Raw genomic sequence first — 16751 nt, forward strand, 5'->3', positions numbered from 1 at the left:
GTTTTAGACGTATATCAGCGGGGCATAGTGAAGAAACTTGAGCTGAGGCGTGAAAAAGTGCGACAGGTTTTGGATACGACCTTGAGAACTCTCCATCCACGCTTTCGTCGACCGATGCGGCATGCGGTTCGATGGGGGCATGGCATCGCTGCGATGCTGATTCTGGCGACATGTCTTTGGTGGGCATGGCATGACTACAATCCTGTCGTGTCGGGTGCGGGTTCGCCCGAAGCGGGGAAAAAGGCGGCTGGAACGGCACCCATGGAATCACTTCCGCGGGTGGTTCTTACGCCAGAAGAGCAAGCCTATCTCGCCGAATCGGGGCCTATTACGGTCTGTCCGGATCCAGACTGGATGCCCTTTGAATATATGGATGATAAAGGCAATTTCACCGGCATCGCAAAGGATTTGATGGGCCTCATAGAAGCACGGCTGGGGATCCGTTTCACCTATGTGGTTGCCCGGGATTGGGATGAAGCCGTTGCGATGTCAAAAGCGGGTGAAGTGTTGATCCTGCCTTTTCTGAATCAGACGCCCAAGCGGGAGCAATGGCTGATCTTCACCGAACCGCTGCTCCTGGATCCGAACGTGTTTATCACCCGCGAAGAGCATCCCTTCATCACGAACGCGGCTCAGTTGACCGATGAATCCGTCGTTCTTCCGAGCGGAACCTCGACGGAAGAGCGGGTGCGTGAGGATTTTCCGAATCTCACCATCGTCAATGTGCCCACCGAAAACGAGGTCTTTGAAGCGGTGTCCCATCGAAAAGCGGATCTGACCCTTCGTCCGCTGATCATTGCCGCATATACGATACGGAAGGAAGGTTTTTTCAACCTGAAAATCGCCGGTCAGGCTCCCGAGTCATATGGCAATCATCTGCGCATGGGTATCTTGAAAAGCGAGCCGATGCTGCGCGACATCATTAACCGAGCTATTGCCACTATCACGCACGAGGAACGTGAGTCCATCGTCAACCGGCATGTCAATGTGAAGATCGTCCGTCCGATGGATTATGCCTTTGTGCTGCGTATCGCAGGGGTATTGGCGCTGCTCATCGGGATTTCCTTCTACTGGAATTATCGTCTGAAAAAGATCAATATCGCCTTGAACGAAAGCGAGCGCAGCAAGTCCGTACTGTTGGCCAACCTTCCCGGGATCGCCTATCGATGCCGTTTTGATCCTCAATGGACGATGGAATTTATTTCCGAGGGCTGTCTTCAACTCACCGGATATCGAAGCGAGGACCTGCTCCATAACCGCGTTTTGGCCTATGCAGACCTGATTTCGCCGGAAGAGCGGGAGTGGATCTGGCAGACCTGGACGCATGCCGAGACCGAGGGAAAAGCGGCTCACATGGAGTACCGCATTATTACCGCCGACGGAAAGACCAAGTGGGTTTTCGAGCAGGGCGTGTTCATTTATGACGATGCGCACACCGTTCGGGCAATCGAAGGGCTGATCATCGACATCACGGATCGCAGGAATGCCGAGGCGGAGCGCGAAAAGGTCGTCAGGGAGCTTCGCGCTGCATTGGCGGAGGTGAAAACGCTGCGGGGAATCCTTCCCATTTGTGCCAACTGCAAAAAGATCAGAGACGATGAGGGATACTGGGATCAGGTTGAGCATTATGTTTCCAGGCACACGGACGCCAGTTTTTCTCACGGCATCTGCCCGGATTGCCTCAACAAGCTGTATCCGGAATTCTCGAAAGCGGATGCGGATATCGAAAAAAGCGATCCGGCGCGTCCCGACCCAGCCCCTTTGCCGCCGGCTGAGGAATGACGCCGGCCCGTTCGGGCGTCATCCCATCGGCAGGTGTTTTCATTCATTTCCCGGCGTTCGTTCAAGCTACAAGGAACGATTCTTCACCAGGCCTTTATTGGCGATGTCTTGAAATTTTATCCGCTATGTGTCAATATATTAACCCGACAAAATGCGCAGGTACAGTAGATTCAGCCAAATGGCGTCTTTTGTGAACAGGCGCTTAAATCCAATAATGAACACAAGGAGTTGAAAAATGTATTTCAAACAGATTACCGTTCCAGGATTGGGCTGCAATTCCTATGTTATCGGCTGTCCGGGAGCGCGGCAGGCGGTGGTTGTGGACCCCAAGCGGGATGTCCAGGACTACATGGATATCTCCCGGGATGAAGGGATGAAGATTACCCATATTATCGAAACCCATGTACATGCCGATCATGTCAGTGGAAACCAGGAATTGAAATCCCGTACCGGAGCGGATATTTATTTCAGCGAACATGCACCGGTGACGTTTGATCACAAAAAGCTGAAAGAAGGCGATGTGATCGAATTCGGAATGGTCAAGCTCGAGATCATTTATACCCCCGGCCATACACCGAACGCCATTTCCATTCTGGTAACCGACAAGGCACGTGCGGATGCACCGTGGATGATTCTTACAGGCGATCTTCTGTTTGTCGGTTCCATAGGCCGGCCCGATCTCGCCGGCGCGGAGATTCTGGAGGAACAGGTCAAAAACCTGTACGATTCCCTTTACATGAAACTGCAGCGTCTGCCGGATTACCTGGAGGTCTTTCCGGCCCACGGGCAAGGGTCTCTGTGCGGCAAGGGGCTGAGCGCCAAGGCAAGCAGTACGCTCGGTTATGAACGTCTGACTCAGCCGGTGCTTCGACTGTCGGGTTTCGATGCATTTCACGACCAGATTGCCGGGGCTTTTCCGGTGCGGCCCAAAAGCTTCACCCATATCATCAATACCAATATTCAAGGCGCGCCGCTTCTTGAGCGATGTCCGTTGGAACAGACGCTCAATCCGGATCAATTCGATCGGATTCGCCGACAAGGGGCCACCGTCATTGACACCCGGGATACGGCTGCCTTTGGCGGTTTTCATATTCCGGGCGCGATCAACATCGGGTTCGAAAAACAGATGGCCAACTGGATCGGCATGGTTATCGAGCCGTTGGACAATCTGTTGCTGGTAGTGGATGATCGAGAGAAATATGACCTGATGACCACTGAACTTCATCGAATCGGATATGATAATATTTATGGATATCTTTCCGGGGGCATGTCGGCATGGATTTCTCACGGTATGCCTATCGACAGCCTGTCCCCGATATCCGCCCAGGCGCTCAAGCAGCAGTTGGACCATCGGAATTCGGGCCGTGTCGTGGATGTGCGAACACCGGATGAGAGAGCCCAGGGTCATATCGCAGCTTCGGTGCATGTGCCCATGACCGATATATTGGCAACCGGCCTGGATATGCCGAAAGACGAGGAGGTGACCTTGGTTTGCGGCACCGGTTATCGATCCAACATTGTTGCCAGTCGGCTCAAGCAGGACGGCTTTTCCCATGTCCACAGCCTGGCTGGAGGACTTACCGCATGGCTGAATGCCGGTTATCGACTCGAGGTATAGCCTGACCAGCCCGAAGACCAAGGGCCGGACATCGATTGCCCTGCGGTGAAAGCATGAGGTATTGTGAAGGGGCGGCGATGATATTCCGGGGGCTCGCCGAAAGGCGATTCCCGGCGTTCGGTTGTGCATCGTTTGCCGGAAGCAGCCGGAAGCGCGTCGGACGAGTTTTCCCGGGTGCAATCGACTCGGCGGCAAAGACAGTCAGTTGAAGTGACATAAGGATCGATTCACCATGGAGACAGTGTTGTTCATCGCCGGCTTGGCACTCCTGATCGTGGGCGCGGAGGCCCTGGTGAGGGGTGCCTCCCGTCTGGCGGCCGCATTTGGCGTATCACCGTTGGTCATCGGGCTCACGGTGGTCGCCTTTGGCACCAGCTCCCCCGAACTCGCGGTCAGCTTCAAATCCACTTTTTCCGGACAGACCGGCATCGCCCTCGGCAATGTTGTCGGCAGCAACATCCTCAACGTTCTCCTGATCCTCGGCATTTCGGCGTTGATATCGCCGCTCGCGGTGTCCCAGCAGTTGGTTCGGCTCGACGTCCCTTTGATGCTGGCCCTCTCGATAATTGTTCTGATCTTCTCGCTGGACGACAACCTGGGTCGCATTGACGGGCTCATACTGGTAGTGGGGCTTGTTGTATATCTCTCGTTTCTGATCAGTCAGAGTCGTCGGGAAAGCGCAGCGGTGAGCGGGGAATACGAAAAGGCGTTCGGGATCGAAGACGCGGCCGCCGGGAGTCGTCTTAAAAATGTTATACTGATTATCGCGGGTTTTGCGATGCTGGTGCTCGGCTCGCGGTGGATGGTGGACAGTGCCGTGGCCTTTGCCCGGCATATCGGCGTCAGCGAACTGGTGATCGGATTGACCATTGTCGCGGCCGGTACGTCCCTTCCGGAGGTGGTGACCTCGGTCATCGCAGCCATTCGCGGCGAACGGGACATCGCTGTCGGCAATGTCGTCGGCAGCAACATCTTCAACATCATGGCGGTGCTTGGATTGACGAGCGCCTTCGCCCCCGCCGGCATTGAAGTGCCGCCTGCGGTAATCCGCTTCGATATTCCGGTCATGGTCGCGGTGGCGTTTGCATGCCTTCCCATATTTTTTACCGGCGGCGTGATCAGCCGCCGGGAAGGCTTGCTGCTGTTGGGGTACTACGCGGCCTATACCGCTTACCTGGTGATGGCTGCAACCCACCATGACGCATTGCCGACTTTCAGCGCCGTCATGCTGTATTTCGTGATACCGTTGACGGTGGTGACCCTGTTCAATATCGTGGTGGGGGAAATACGCCGCAGAAACAAGTGAGGTGTTCAGCGTGGCGAACGAAGGTTTATCGACGGCGTCTCTTTTTTGCGACGAGGATCTGTTGGCGCATATCCGTGCGAATCTGGATCGGTTCACGCGGCAAACCCACGACAAAAAAGGCTACCATCAGGCTGCGGTCGCGATCACGGTGGTGGACATCGGAGATGATGCCGATGTGAGCGAGAGATTCCGGAGTGACGCTCAGCCTGGGGATGCCGCCGTCCTCCTGACGAGGCGGGCATTGAAGCTGAGAAAACACGCCGGGCAGTGGGCACTGCCCGGCGGACGGATGGATACGGGGGAGCGGCCGGAGGAGACGGCGTTGCGGGAGCTCGAGGAGGAGGTGGGGCTCAGGCTCCATGAGGATCGGATTCTCGGGCGACTGGACGACTACAGCACGCGATCCGGGTTCACGATAAAGCCCGTGGTGGTGTGGGGTGGAAGGAACATTGCGCTGAAGGCCAATCCCGACGAGGTCGCTTCGATTCATCGTATTCCCCTGGTGGAATTTATGCGTACTGATGCCCCTATCCTGCAGAAAATTGCTGACAGCGATCATCCCGTATTGCTGATGCCCATCGGTGAGAACTGGATCGCGGCTCCTACGGCGGCGATGATTTACCAGTTCAGGGAGGTGGCGATTCTCGGAAACGACCGGCGTGTCGCCCACTACGAACAGCCCTATTTCGCCCGGCAATAGGGAAATCGATAACGCCCCTTGACATCGGCGAAGGGTTTTTCCGTCGGCGCTGTCGAAGCGGGCAGATACAGTCCCGGGGCCCTGTCGCCCCGACGGCGCGTCGTTCGATCCGTCTTGCCCATACCCACAAGGATCATTACTTTATCAGCTGTGTTCCCGGTAAAGTCATATGCGCCGGCCGGCCGGTATACCGAAGAACGGCCTGCAGGCATGGCGGATCAAACGATAACGGAAATTTTCTTGCAGGAGGTCCCATGAAAGCCATAAAATCTATTCTATCAGCTCTCCTCGTAGTGCAGCTGATGTCGATGACGACCGATGCCGCAGCCGAAGGTGTCAATGTGCCCTACGATGTCGACGGAAAGCCTTACCAGGGTTATCTTGTCATGCCGGCTCCCAAGGCCCCGTTTGTCTTGTTGATCCATGATTGGGACGGCCTCACCGGCTACGAGATGAAACGTGCCGAAATGTTGGGGGAACTGGGATACGCGGTTTTCGCCGCGGATCTTTTCGGTGCGGGCGTGCGACCGACCGAACTGGAAGACAAGCGTCGGCACACCGGAGATCTTTATCAGGATCGCACCAGGATGCGCTCTTTGATTTACGGCGCTATGGCGGCGGCGAAATCAAAGGGTGCCGCCGTGGATAACGCCGTTGTCATGGGGTATTGTTTCGGTGGAACCGCTGTGCTCGAGTTTGCGAGATCAGGCGCCGCCGTGAAAGGGTTTGTTTCCTTTCACGGCGGATTGAGCACCCCGGAAGGCCAGGATTACGGAAAGACGCGGGGGAGCCTGCTGATTTTGCACGGTACGGCGGACGAAAGCGTTGACATGAACGATTTTGCGACGCTGGCGCGTGAACTCGAAGAAAAAGCCGTCCCCCACGAAATGATCACCTATGGGGGTGCCCCCCATGCCTTTACGGTTTTCGATACGGATCGATACCGGGAGGATGCCGACCGGAAGTCATGGAGACGCTTCACGGAATTCCTTGGCGAGACCCTGGATCGATAAAAAAAACGGAATTCGTGAGTATGGCGGTGGGTATGAAAGGCCTTTGACATGAATCGCGTTCCCGACGGAACACCATATGACGGAAAACAGGATCGACGATCCGGCCGTGATCGGAGACAACAAAGCGTTCCGTCCTTCAAGGCGCTTCTGATATACCGTCGTCGGCGCCGGCTGCGTCGGGAGGAAGACCGTCATAAATTTTTTTTTCTGGATCATTACGGCACATCCATCGGTATGACGTTTACCGCGGTGTTGATCCTGAGCGTCATCGATGCGTTCCTGACGTTGTTTCTCCTGAGCCACGGCGCCGTGGAAATCAACCCGATAATGGCATATGTCATTAACATCAATGAACATGTTTTCATATGGGTCAAATACGGGTTGACGGTGACGTCGGTGGTGATCGTTCTGCTGCTCAATTATGCCTTTATGTGGCGGCAACGACTGAACGGTCGGCAACTGCTCAACTATTTTGCGGTGTTGTTCGCGCTGGTGGTCGCCTGGGAGCTGTACCTCGTCATTCGAATCGTGATATAAGGCATCGTGTCTGACGAAAATCCAATGCGGCGGATTTCGACATCAGCCTTCATCGGTGTTCATGCCGCGACCCTCGAGATACCGTTGATCACCCGGAGCATCGCCAACCGCCCCAACCTTCTCCCGACGGTCCGGCTCATATCCCCTGATTCGTACTGAACGTTTTCCGACAGGTCGTACGCCCCCCGCCACCTCTCCCCAGCCATTGTCACGAAAGTCGAAAGTTGAGTCAAAACCTGGACGATGCCGTGCACGTGAAAGTTCAGGTCAAGAAATATTTTGTTTTGCGCTTTTCGATGCTTTGCGTTAGGAGAGGTCCTGTTTGTCCTGCCGAGGCATGACGGCCGGGTATTGTGTTTGAAGCAGCGGCATGAGGACATGTTAACCGATAGGCTTCGATGAAAGGGATGATGTCTTGAAAGCGCTGAGATTGGAGAAGATCGGTAAATTGGCGATGGCGGAAATTCCTCTGCCCAGGGCGGGCAAGGATGAAACAGTGCTTAAAGTGACCCATTGCGCCGTCTGCAGGACCGACGCCAAGATGTGGCGGATCGGCCACCGGGATCTTTTGCTGCCGAGGATTCCGGGGCACGAGATCTGCGGCATTTCGGAAAAAACGGGCCGCCGCGCGGTGGTATGGCCGGGCAGATCCTGCGGCTGCTGCGAACCCTGTCGGACGGGTGCGGAGAACCTGTGCCGGGAGATGCGCATTATCGGCTTTCACGAAGACGGCGGGTTTGCCGAGTATGTCCGTGTGCCCGACTCAAGCCTTCTGGAGATACCGGGTGATCTTCCCGGATCCATCGCCGTCCTCGCGGAGCCCCTGGCGTGTGCGGTCAACGCCCTCCAACAGGCCGACATGGCACCTGATGAAAATGTCCTCATTTACGGTGCCGGGCCTGTGGGACTGCTCCTGGCGATGGCCGTGAAGGCCGGCGGCGGCCGGCCGTTTTTGAAGGAGATCCGACCGGAGAAGCTTCAGCGGACCGAGTCTTTCCGGCGGAGAATCGGTGCGCTGCCTTGTGAACAGAAACGCTATGACGTGGTGATCAACGCGGCGCCTTCGACGGAAACCTTCATCGAAGGAATGACCCGCCTTGATTTCGGCGGCCGTTTCTGTCTGTTCAGCGGCCTGACCGACGACCGGCGCGTACCGGCTGCCCTTCTCAACGAAATTCATTACCGGCAGCTCCGGGTGAGCGGGGCATATGGATGCACGCGTGCCCAGATGACGAGCGCCCTCGGCATATTGGACGATTTCAGGGATGTGGTGGAACTGCTGATCGAAGCGCGGATTCCACTGGCGTCCGTTCCCGTGGTGCTGCCTGCCGTTGCCGATGGTCTCGCGTTGAAAACCATTGTTGACTTTTGAATCCCCTCTGGACGATGGGCCACCGAAAATGCCCGGTTTCCATTGCCGGACTTCAGCCCGTCCGTGGGAAAAGCGAGGTATGTCATGACGTCAGAGATCGAGTTGCGACAGTTCGGCCGCCAGATCTGCCGGGTGGCGGCGGGAGAGTGTCTGAGCCGTGAAGAGACGCGGGAGATTTACCGCCAGATTATCCTGAACGAACAGCCGGAGCTCCAGCAGGGGGCGTTCCTGATGGCCCATATTGCACGGGGACCCACCATCGAGGAGCTTTCCGGCGCCTGGGATGCCCTGGACCGATACGATACTGCAAAGATCGAGGTGTCCGTGGACGGCCCGATAGTGGACATCGTGGGCACCGGCTCCGATGCCGTCAAAACCGTCAACTGCTCCACGCCTGCGGCCGTCATCGCCGCCGGATGCGGCCTGGCCGTCGCCAAGAAGGGTGCACGTCTGGTCACGGGGGTTTCCGGCGCGTCGGACATTCTGGAGATCCTGGGGATCGACCTCAACACACCCCTCATGAAAGCACAACAGTGCCTCGAACGCCACGGCATCTGCTATCTGTCGGGGGAGGCCTTCCTCAAATCGGGCTGGGCCCGGCTGATCCGCTCCATGAGGTTTACCTCCGTCTTTAACATCATCGGTCCCCTGACGCGGCCTTGCGGACAGACCCGTGCTATCGTCATCGGCGCTTACAGCCCGGCCGTCTGTGATCAGTTGATCGCCGTACTTCGGGAAATCGGCATGCAAAGCGCCCTGGCACCCTTCGGCATGGCCGAGGGCAACTCCAGGGAGCGGGGGATGGACGAGTTCTCCCTGAGCGGCGCCACCCGCGTCGTGGAGCTCAAAAACGGCGCTGTCGAGGTATACGAGGTCACGCCGGAGGACTTCGGTCTCCGCCAGGTTCCCATATCGGCCATTGCCAGCAGCCGGACCGCCTACGAAAACGCCCGGCGAATCCAAGCGGTCCTCCAGGGAGCGTATGATACGCCCGAAGCCGATTTCTTCTGCATGAACGCCGCCGCCGCCCTCTATATTGCCGGGGCGGCCGAGAGCTACCGCCAGGGAACGGAGATGGCCAGGCAGGCCCTTGCCGAGGGAAAGGCCCGTGACAAGATGGAACGGCTGATCGCATACCAGCAGGGATAGCAACGAGAGGATTGATTTTGAGTCCCTTTTCGCTTACCCTCTTTTCCGGCAAGCGGTATCCTTCCGTAAGCGTGAACGGATTCTCCGGTTCATCGGGGGCATTGGGCGCATAGAGGCGGTGATGACGACGAATTTGGACGTGTGGAAATTGGCGGCGGGCCTGGGGATATTCCTGTTCGGGATACTCCTCATCGAAGAGTCTGTGAGGTCCCTGTCCGGCAGAGCGTTCCGGCGGATTATCCGGATGTACACCAACGGCCGACTGCGATCCATCGGGAGCGGCCTTTTGGTGACGGCCCTTTTGCAGAGCAGCTCGGCCGTCTCGCTGATGGTTCTGGCCTTTGTCGGCGCAGGGGTCATGCGCATGGAGAACGCCATCGGGGTCATCATGGGGTCCAATATCGGGACGACTTTGACGGCGTGGATCGTCGCCACCGTCGGATTTCAGGTCAGTATCGAGAGTTTCGCCCTCCCGTTTATCGGGATGGGGGCCGTTGGCCTGATTTTTTTCAGGCCTGCAACCCGGCTGTTCTTCGTCAGCCGTCTGGTCATCGGGTTCGGGTTTCTGTTTCTCGGTCTCGACTACATGAAAGGCAGCGTCGAGAATTTCGCCCAGACCTTCAGCCTGACCCAAATCCCCGACTACGGGCCGTGGTTCTATCTTCTGGCCGGCGCTATGGCAACGGCCCTCATGCAGGCCAGCGCCGCTGCTGTCGCAATCGTACTTACGGCACTGCACAGCCGGCTGATCAGCTTCGACATCGGAGCCGCAATGGTCATCGGCGCCAATATCGGGACGACCATCACCGTTCTTCTGGGCGCGATTGGGGGCGTGCAGGCCAAGAAACGGGTGGCGCTGAGCCACCTGGTTTTCAATGCCGTGACCGGGGCGGTGGCCTTTTTCAATCTGCCGGGGCTGATCCGGTTCATCGGGGTACTGGTGGACGTCGGTGCCGACAGCCTGACGGCGTTGGCCCTTTTTCATACCCTGTTCAATCTGTTGGGGGTCATCATCTTCTTTCCTTTTGTAGGGCTGCTTTCCCGGGCGCTCATCCGACTGTATCCCGATTACAAGACGATTCTTACCGAATATCTCGACAAGACCCCGGCGGAGGTCACCGATGCCGCCGATGCCGCCCTCAGGAAAGAGGTCGGCCATCTCCTGCAGGAGTGCCAGCTATACAATCTCCGGCTGCTCCAGATCGACGAAAAACTGGTGTTCGACGAGGACACCCCCTTTGAAAAAAACGAGAAGCGGAAGTACACCCTGGATGAGCTCTACGAGAACATCAAGCTGCTCCACGCCGCCATATTCACCTTCTATTCGAAGGTTCAGGCCCAGAAGCTTCACGAGTCCGAAGCCAAGGAACTGGAACGAGTGATCTACGCCTCGCGCAATATCATGAATTCCATCAAGAATTTCAAGGGCATCCGGTTGAATATGGAAGAATTCGACGCCTCGGAAAATCCCTATCTCAACGCCCAGTACAAGCTGTTCCGCAAGCGGCTCGTCGAACTCTACCACGGTATGTTCCGCATTCTTTCCATGACCGACCGCGAGGAAATGTATCGAAGCCTGTTGAAAATTTATACCCTGATCGAGGAGGCCGACGAGGGATTCATCCGAAACACCCAAAAAGCGGTGGCCGATCAGAAGATTCACGAGATGGAAATCGCCTCCCTTCTCCTCGTCAATCGACTTTTCACGCAATCCTGTCGGATGCAGCTATACAGCATGAAGGACCTGCTTCTGACCCAGGACCAGGTCCATGACTTCGACCGGGCCATGGACATGAAAGAGACCATGGATGCTGAAAAGATGAAGCCCCGGGAGACGCTCGCTTGAGGTTGCCTCACCATATCGGCATGCCGGGAGGCGGCCTGAAGGGCTGTATAAATGAGGATAATCCATTCTCCCCCATGGCTGCAGCCGTTATTCTTGCGGTGATGGTCATGCTTACGGCCGTGGGACCCATCGGGGGTTTCGTCGCGCCGGCGGATAAGACTGTGTTTATTTGCCTGTCGGGGATTTCTGTCTTGAAAAACGCGTTTCGTTCCAGTAGGTTTCAGGCAGGGAAAAGCGGTATACTCAAATTTGTGACGGACATCGAGTGATGGAGGAATGTCATGAAATGTGAAAAATGCGGGGCTGAAATGACGCCCGAGGATACCTATGACCATGCCGGCAGCAAACTGTGCGAGGATTGTTACATGGATGTCATGACGGCCCCCAAAGCCTGTGACCCGTGGGCCGTTTACAGCGCGACGAGAACGGCATCCCAGGATATGCGGCTGACGCCCCTTCAGGAAAAAATACTGAAAACCATCAAGGTGCGCGGCCCTTTGAGCCAGGCGCAAATCTGCGGCGAACTCGCCATCTCTGAAGCGGAATTTCGTGACAATTTCGTAACGTTGCGACACATGGCGCTGGCAAGGGCCTGCAAAGTAAACGGGGAGATTCGTTACACGATCTTTGAAGACCCGACGGACTGACGGGGCGGCAGGGCACCGAAAAAAGCGATACGGAACAGGGCTGATGGGAGAAGCGCCATGATGATGAAAGCAATGCTGCTGGAACAGCTGGTCGATCTCAGGGAAAATCCGGCGCCCCTGAAACCGGCGGAACTGCCGGTTCCCGATCCCGCTGCCGGAGAGATCCTTATCCGGGTTTCCGCCTGCGGGGTCTGCCATACGGAGTTGGACGAAATCGAGGGCCGCACGCCTCCCCCTGTTCTGCCTGTCGTGTTGGGGCACCAGGTCGTCGGTCGGGTGGCGGCGATCGGACACGGCGCCGGTCGCTATCGTCCCGGGGACCGGGTCGGCGTGGCCTGGATTCATTCCGCGTGCGGCACATGCCGGTACTGTCGGTCGGGCCTCGAGAATCTGTGCCGGAATTTCAGGGCCACCGGCAGGGACGTAAACGGTGGCTACGCCGAGTATATGACGGTGCCCGAGGCATTTGCCTGCCGAATTCCCGAGGATCTTTCAGATATTGCGGCGGCGCCGCTCCTGTGTGCGGGGGCCGTGGGATACCGGTCCCTGATGCTGGCGGGCCCCGAAAACCTTCGAATTCTGGGGCTGACCGGATTCGGCGCATCAGGCCACATCGTCCTCAAGATGGTCCGGTACCGGTATCCCCACGTGAAGGTTTTTGTTTTCGCAAGGAGCGAGCGTCAGCGGAGCTTTGCTCTGGAACTTGGGGCGTCATGGGTCGGAGATACGGCGGCTGCGCCTCCGGAGCCTCCAGACGCGATCATCGATACCACACCCGCCTGGTTTCCGGTGCTGGAAGCGTTGAAGCATCTCGCCCCCGGTGGGCGTCTCGTTATCAACGCCATTGGAAAAGAAAAAGGCGATCAGGATCGTCTCTTATCGCTGGACTATCCCACTCATCTCTGGATGGAAAAGGAGATCAAGAGCGTGGCCAACGTGACCCGCAGGGATGTTGTGGAATCTCTTTCCCTGGCTGCGGAAATGGCGCTTCGGCCCGAGGTGCAGGTATTCCCCCTGGCAGGTGTCAACCAGGCCCTGATGGAGCTCAGAACGAGGAGAATTCGGGGAGCGAAGGTTCTCCAGATCGATGTGGCGGAGGGATCCGGCTCTTGAAGAAATGTTCCGGCGACTGGGATGCCGCGTCGGTCACCGGGTTCCATGCGGGGAAGACATGCATACGGCATTTGCGGGATTTCGTGAATGCGGAAAAACTGGATAGGAGGTCATTATTTTGATTCGACACGACCTGGTGGCGACCCATGAAGACAGTCTGCTCTTGATCATCGATTTTCAACAGGCAATGCTCAATGTGATTTCCTCATGGGAAAAGATCGCCCGCGAGGTCATCCGGCTGATAGAGATCGCCCAGATTGTCCACGTTCCTGTTCTGCTGACGGAGCAATACCGAAAAGGGCTCGGCGGAACCATTCCGGAAGTCATCCGGAAAATCAAAACGCCCATGGTGTTTCAGAAAGAGGCTTTCAGCGCGTGTCTGGAACCGGACTTCCTGTCAACCATTCACGGATTTCATCGTCGCAAGATCGTGGTGGTCGGCATGGAAACGCATGTATGCGTTCTTCAGACGTCCCTGGACCTGATAAACGCAGGCTTTCAGGTGCATCTCGCCGCTGATGCCGTGGCCTCCCGAACAACCGAAAACCGGGATATCGCCGTCAATATATTGCGGCAGGCGGGCGCGGTGATCAGTTCGGCTGAAACCGTTATTTTTCAGTGGGCGCACCGCTCCAATACGGACACTTTCCGGAGAATCCTCCCCATCGTCAAATAACGGGCCGCAAAAACGAATACTCGCCCCCAACCCCGTCGAACGTTTCAAGGCGGGCACATGAGAGGTTTTGACAACATCGATGCAATACGGTGCCACTAATTTTCCGGTAAAACCTGTTCTGGAAGAGATAGCCGTCTTCGGTCGTCTCGGGTTCGACTACCTTGAACTGGCCATGGATCCCCCTCTGGCCCATCATACCCAGGTGCGTCGGGAGCAGGCCGCTGTTCGCGAGGCCCTTGATCGATATGGCATGGGTATCGTCTGTCATCTCCCCACATTCCTGTCCACGGCCGACCTGACCGAAAGCCTTCGCCGCGTTTCGGTGGAGGAGACCACGGCCTCCCTGGCGCTTGCCGCCGAGCTTGGTGCCGCTAAAGCCGTTCTTCATCCCAGTTATATGAACGGTCTTTCCATCCATGTACCGGAACTCTGGCGGGAACATGCTCTGGACAGCCTGGAGCGCATTGTAAGCGCGGGAAAGTCCTTCGGCGTTCAGCTTTGCCTTGAAAACCTGTTTCCTAAAATCTCTCCTTTCAGCACGCCGGAAGTTTTCGGCGATGTGTTTGAACGATTTCCGGAGCTGGCCATGACCCTCGACATCGGCCACGCCCATATCGGCGAAGACGGCATGCCGCGAATTCTGGAATTCATCAAGACATTTGCCGACCGTATTCACCATCTGCACATCAGCGACAACAACGGCCGTCGGGATGAACACCTGCCGGTGGGGCAGGGGAGCCTGGACTTCAATGCGACAGCCGAAGCCTTGAGACGCTCCGGTTACGACGGCACCGTGACGCTTGAAATATTCGATCCGGATCGGACTACCCTGGTGGAGAGTCGAAAAGCCTTGGAACGTCTGTTTTCTTAAATCTTCAACTTTCGACTTTCATGATGGTGAGCGGATAGCGGTGTCCGGTTTCTGGAACATTGCTTTTTTAGACTGAGTTTGTTATTATAAAATTTTTTGAATCGCCGGGGGTCATGCGTATTCGAAATCCCCGCCGATCCCGGCAAGATCTTCAACCCCTTTATCGCTGAAGGCATCATGAGTCGTTTCTGGAGCAAAACCGTTCGGGAGCTCAAACCCTATGTTCCCGGGGAGCAGCCCAAGGTTCCGAACCTGATCAAATTGAATACCAATGAGAACCCCTACGGACCTTCGCCCAGGGTTCTGGAGGCCCTCCGGACCGAGGCGGCGGATACGCTGCGCCTCTATCCCGATCCCAATGCCGATAGGCTCAAGGAAGCGGTGGCCGCGTATTACGGCGTTCATCCCAACCAGGTGTTTGCGGCCAACGGTTCGGACGAGGCCCTGGCCCACGCTTTCCAGGGCTTGTTGAAGCACGCTGATCCCCTCCTGTTTCCGGACATCACCTACAGCTTTTATCCGGTCTACTGCGGGCTTTATGGGATCACGTATGAGACCGTTCCCTTGACCGATGATTTCGACATCGATCTCGAGGATTATCTGAGACCCAACGGCGGCGTCGTCTTCGCCAACCCCAATGCACCCACGGGGCGGCTTATGCCGCTTTCCGTTATCGAGGCCTTTTTGATTCGGAATACTACATCCGTGGTGGTGGTGGACGAGGCCTATATCGATTTCGGCGGAGAAACCGCCGTTCCGTTGGTGGCGCGATATCCCAATCTTCTGGTGATTCAGACGCTCTCCAAGTCCCGGTCCCTGGCGGGTCTTCGGGTCGGGTTTGCCGTTGGATCCCCGGAGCTCATCGAAGCTCTGGAAAGGATCAAGAACAGCTTCAACTCCTACCCGCTGGACCGTTTTGCCATCGCCGGCGCCGTGGCGGCAATGGAAGATCAGGACCATTTCGACAGGACCCGACAGACCGTGATCCGTACACGGGAGGCGCTGACGGCGGCCCTCCGGGGTATGGGGTTTACGGTTCTGCCGTCAGCCGCCAACTTTGTTTTCGCCCGCCACCCGAAATGGGATGCCGCAGTCCTGGCCGGCCGCCTGCGGGAGAAGGGTATCCTGGTGCGACACTTCCAGGGGCATCGCATCGATCAGTTCATCAGGATTTCCATCGGCACCGACGAGGAGACTGTTCAACTCTCTCAGGCGTTGATACATATTTTGGAAGATCGGTAGGAAGGATACATGCTCAAGATCGGCAGATACAACGAACTCATCGTGGAGAGAAAGGTCGATTTCGGTCTTTATCTCAACCCTAAAGCGGAAGAGGTTTTACTGCCGTCCAAATACGTTCCGGAAAATGTGAAGGTAGGGGACCGTCTGAGGGTTTTCGTCTACACCGACTCCGAGGATCGACCGATAGCCACAACCCTGGCGCCCCGTGCGATCGTGGGGGAATTCGCCTTTCTCGAGGCGAGGTCGACGGTGCCCTTCGGTACCTTCGTGGACTGGGGGCTCGAAAAGGACCTTCTTGTCCCCAGGAGCGAGCAACAGGCGCGAATGAAGGTCGGTCGGAAGTATGTCGTCAAGGTCTGCCTCGACGCCCGGACGAACCGCGTCTACGGTACTACCCGGATCGCGGCGAACTGTGAGCCGCCGCCCGGAGACCTGGTCCGTGGACAGCGGGTGCGGATTCTGGTTTACAGCCTTACCCGGATCGGTATCATGGCCGTTGTCGATCAACGCTACACGGGGCTCCTCTACCGAAGTGAAACCTACGAGCCGTTGACCATCGGCGACGAGCGCGTCGCCTACATCAATCGGATCCGGGAGAACGGCAAGGTGGACCTTTCCCTGAAACCGCCGGGATATGGTTCAGTGTCCGGATCGAGCCGGAAGATCATGGATGCCTTGAGACGATCGGGCGGCTTCATCGCCTGTCATGACCGGAGCACCCCCGAGAAGATCGAGAGGCTCTTTGCCATGAGCAAAAAGGAATTCAAGCGAACCATCGGGGGACTCTACAAAAAAGGCGTCATTGAGATCCGGGATGACGGTATTCGCCTGAAGGATGCCTGAGGTTTGCGGCACGCCCAGGGAAACCGTCTGGAAATG

At 56.9% G+C, this 16751-nt stretch carries 15 protein-coding genes and 1 pseudogene; all 16 read left to right on the forward strand.

Annotated features, from left to right (window positions below; translation table 11 throughout):
• Positions 1-27: 27 nt before the first annotated feature.
• The 16 genes and pseudogenes from dmul_RS08015 to dmul_RS08090 all read left to right on the forward strand — a co-directional run bounded on the left by dmul_RS08015 (position 28) and on the right by dmul_RS08090 (position 16715).
• A complete protein-coding gene (locus tag dmul_RS08015) occupies positions 28-1782 on the forward strand; it encodes a transporter substrate-binding domain-containing protein (protein WP_201764195.1) in 1755 nt (584 codons plus the stop codon).
• Positions 1783-2017: 235 nt separating this feature from the next.
• A complete protein-coding gene (locus dmul_RS08020) occupies positions 2018-3400 on the forward strand; it encodes an MBL fold metallo-hydrolase (RefSeq protein WP_020875579.1) in 1383 nt (460 codons plus the stop codon).
• 79 nt (positions 3401-3479) lie between these two features.
• A pseudogene (locus tag dmul_RS21270) lies at positions 3480-3614 on the forward strand (TraR/DksA C4-type zinc finger protein); the annotation flags it as partial.
• 18 nt (positions 3615-3632) lie between these two features.
• The gene (locus dmul_RS08025; protein ID WP_020875580.1) at positions 3633-4706 is read left to right on the forward strand and encodes a calcium/sodium antiporter; all 1074 of its coding nucleotides are present in this window, start codon (positions 3633-3635) and stop codon (positions 4704-4706) included.
• Positions 4707-4716: 10 nt separating this feature from the next.
• On the forward strand, positions 4717-5406 hold the full coding sequence (locus tag dmul_RS08030; protein WP_020875581.1) for an NUDIX hydrolase: 690 nt from the start codon (positions 4717-4719) through the stop codon (positions 5404-5406).
• Between the two features lie 254 nt (positions 5407-5660).
• Positions 5661-6419, forward strand: coding sequence for a dienelactone hydrolase family protein (locus tag dmul_RS08035; protein ID WP_020875582.1), 759 nt, complete (start codon positions 5661-5663; stop codon positions 6417-6419).
• A 48-nt stretch (positions 6420-6467) separates the two neighbouring features.
• Positions 6468-6956, forward strand: coding sequence for a DUF5658 family protein (locus tag dmul_RS08040; RefSeq protein WP_020875583.1), 489 nt, complete (start codon positions 6468-6470; stop codon positions 6954-6956).
• Between the two features lie 415 nt (positions 6957-7371).
• Entirely contained in the window at positions 7372-8328 is a 957-nt protein-coding gene (locus tag dmul_RS08045) for an arabinose dehydrogenase (RefSeq protein WP_020875584.1), read from the forward strand.
• Positions 8329-8412: 84 nt separating this feature from the next.
• Positions 8413-9477 carry an anthranilate phosphoribosyltransferase gene (trpD, locus tag dmul_RS08050; RefSeq protein WP_020875585.1) on the forward strand — a complete coding sequence of 355 codons (1065 nt, stop codon included), beginning with the start codon at positions 8413-8415 and terminating at the stop codon, positions 9475-9477.
• 121 nt (positions 9478-9598) lie between these two features.
• Positions 9599-11323: a Na/Pi cotransporter family protein gene (locus dmul_RS08055; protein WP_020875586.1), complete on the forward strand. Its 1725-nt coding sequence runs from the start codon at positions 9599-9601 to the stop codon at positions 11321-11323.
• Between the two features lie 281 nt (positions 11324-11604).
• Positions 11605-11970, forward strand: a complete 366-nt coding sequence (locus dmul_RS08065) for a hypothetical protein (protein WP_020875588.1) — start codon at positions 11605-11607, stop codon at positions 11968-11970.
• A 57-nt stretch (positions 11971-12027) separates the two neighbouring features.
• Positions 12028-13083 (forward strand): zinc-dependent alcohol dehydrogenase family protein, encoded by a 1056-nt coding sequence (locus tag dmul_RS08070; RefSeq protein WP_020875589.1) that lies wholly within the window; start codon positions 12028-12030, stop codon positions 13081-13083.
• Between the two features lie 118 nt (positions 13084-13201).
• On the forward strand, positions 13202-13759 hold the full coding sequence (locus dmul_RS08075; RefSeq protein ID WP_020875590.1) for an isochorismatase family protein: 558 nt from the start codon (positions 13202-13204) through the stop codon (positions 13757-13759).
• Positions 13760-13826: 67 nt separating this feature from the next.
• On the forward strand, positions 13827-14630 hold the full coding sequence (locus dmul_RS08080) for a sugar phosphate isomerase/epimerase family protein (protein WP_200809281.1): 804 nt from the start codon (positions 13827-13829) through the stop codon (positions 14628-14630).
• A 177-nt stretch (positions 14631-14807) separates the two neighbouring features.
• A complete protein-coding gene (gene hisC, locus dmul_RS08085; RefSeq protein WP_020875592.1) occupies positions 14808-15872 on the forward strand; it encodes a histidinol-phosphate transaminase in 1065 nt (354 codons plus the stop codon).
• Positions 15873-15881: 9 nt separating this feature from the next.
• Positions 15882-16715: a CvfB family protein gene (locus tag dmul_RS08090; protein WP_020875593.1), complete on the forward strand. Its 834-nt coding sequence runs from the start codon at positions 15882-15884 to the stop codon at positions 16713-16715.
• Positions 16716-16751 lie beyond the last annotated feature (36 nt).

The sequence above is a fragment of the Desulfococcus multivorans genome (assembly GCF_001854245.1).
Taxonomy (GTDB): domain Bacteria; phylum Desulfobacterota; class Desulfobacteria; order Desulfobacterales; family Desulfococcaceae; genus Desulfococcus; species Desulfococcus multivorans.

Excerpts from the sequence above, each read along its gene's own strand:
- dmul_RS08020 (WP_020875579.1), top strand. The coding sequence starts at position 2,018 with ATGTATTTCAAACAGATTACCGTTCCAGGATTGGGCTGCAATTCCTAT.
- dmul_RS08025 (WP_020875580.1), top strand. The coding sequence starts at position 3,633 with ATGGAGACAGTGTTGTTCATCGCCGGCTTGGCACTCCTGATCGTGGGC.
- dmul_RS08035 (WP_020875582.1), top strand. The coding sequence starts at position 5,661 with ATGAAAGCCATAAAATCTATTCTATCAGCTCTCCTCGTAGTGCAGCTG.
- dmul_RS08040 (WP_020875583.1), top strand. The coding sequence starts at position 6,468 with ATGAATCGCGTTCCCGACGGAACACCATATGACGGAAAACAGGATCGA.
- trpD (WP_020875585.1), top strand. The coding sequence starts at position 8,413 with ATGACGTCAGAGATCGAGTTGCGACAGTTCGGCCGCCAGATCTGCCGG.
- dmul_RS08055 (WP_020875586.1), top strand. The coding sequence starts at position 9,599 with ATGACGACGAATTTGGACGTGTGGAAATTGGCGGCGGGCCTGGGGATA.
- dmul_RS08065 (WP_020875588.1), top strand. The coding sequence starts at position 11,605 with ATGAAATGTGAAAAATGCGGGGCTGAAATGACGCCCGAGGATACCTAT.
- dmul_RS08070 (WP_020875589.1), top strand. The coding sequence starts at position 12,028 with ATGATGATGAAAGCAATGCTGCTGGAACAGCTGGTCGATCTCAGGGAA.
- hisC (WP_020875592.1), top strand. The coding sequence starts at position 14,808 with ATGAGTCGTTTCTGGAGCAAAACCGTTCGGGAGCTCAAACCCTATGTT.
- dmul_RS08090 (WP_020875593.1), top strand. The coding sequence starts at position 15,882 with ATGCTCAAGATCGGCAGATACAACGAACTCATCGTGGAGAGAAAGGTC.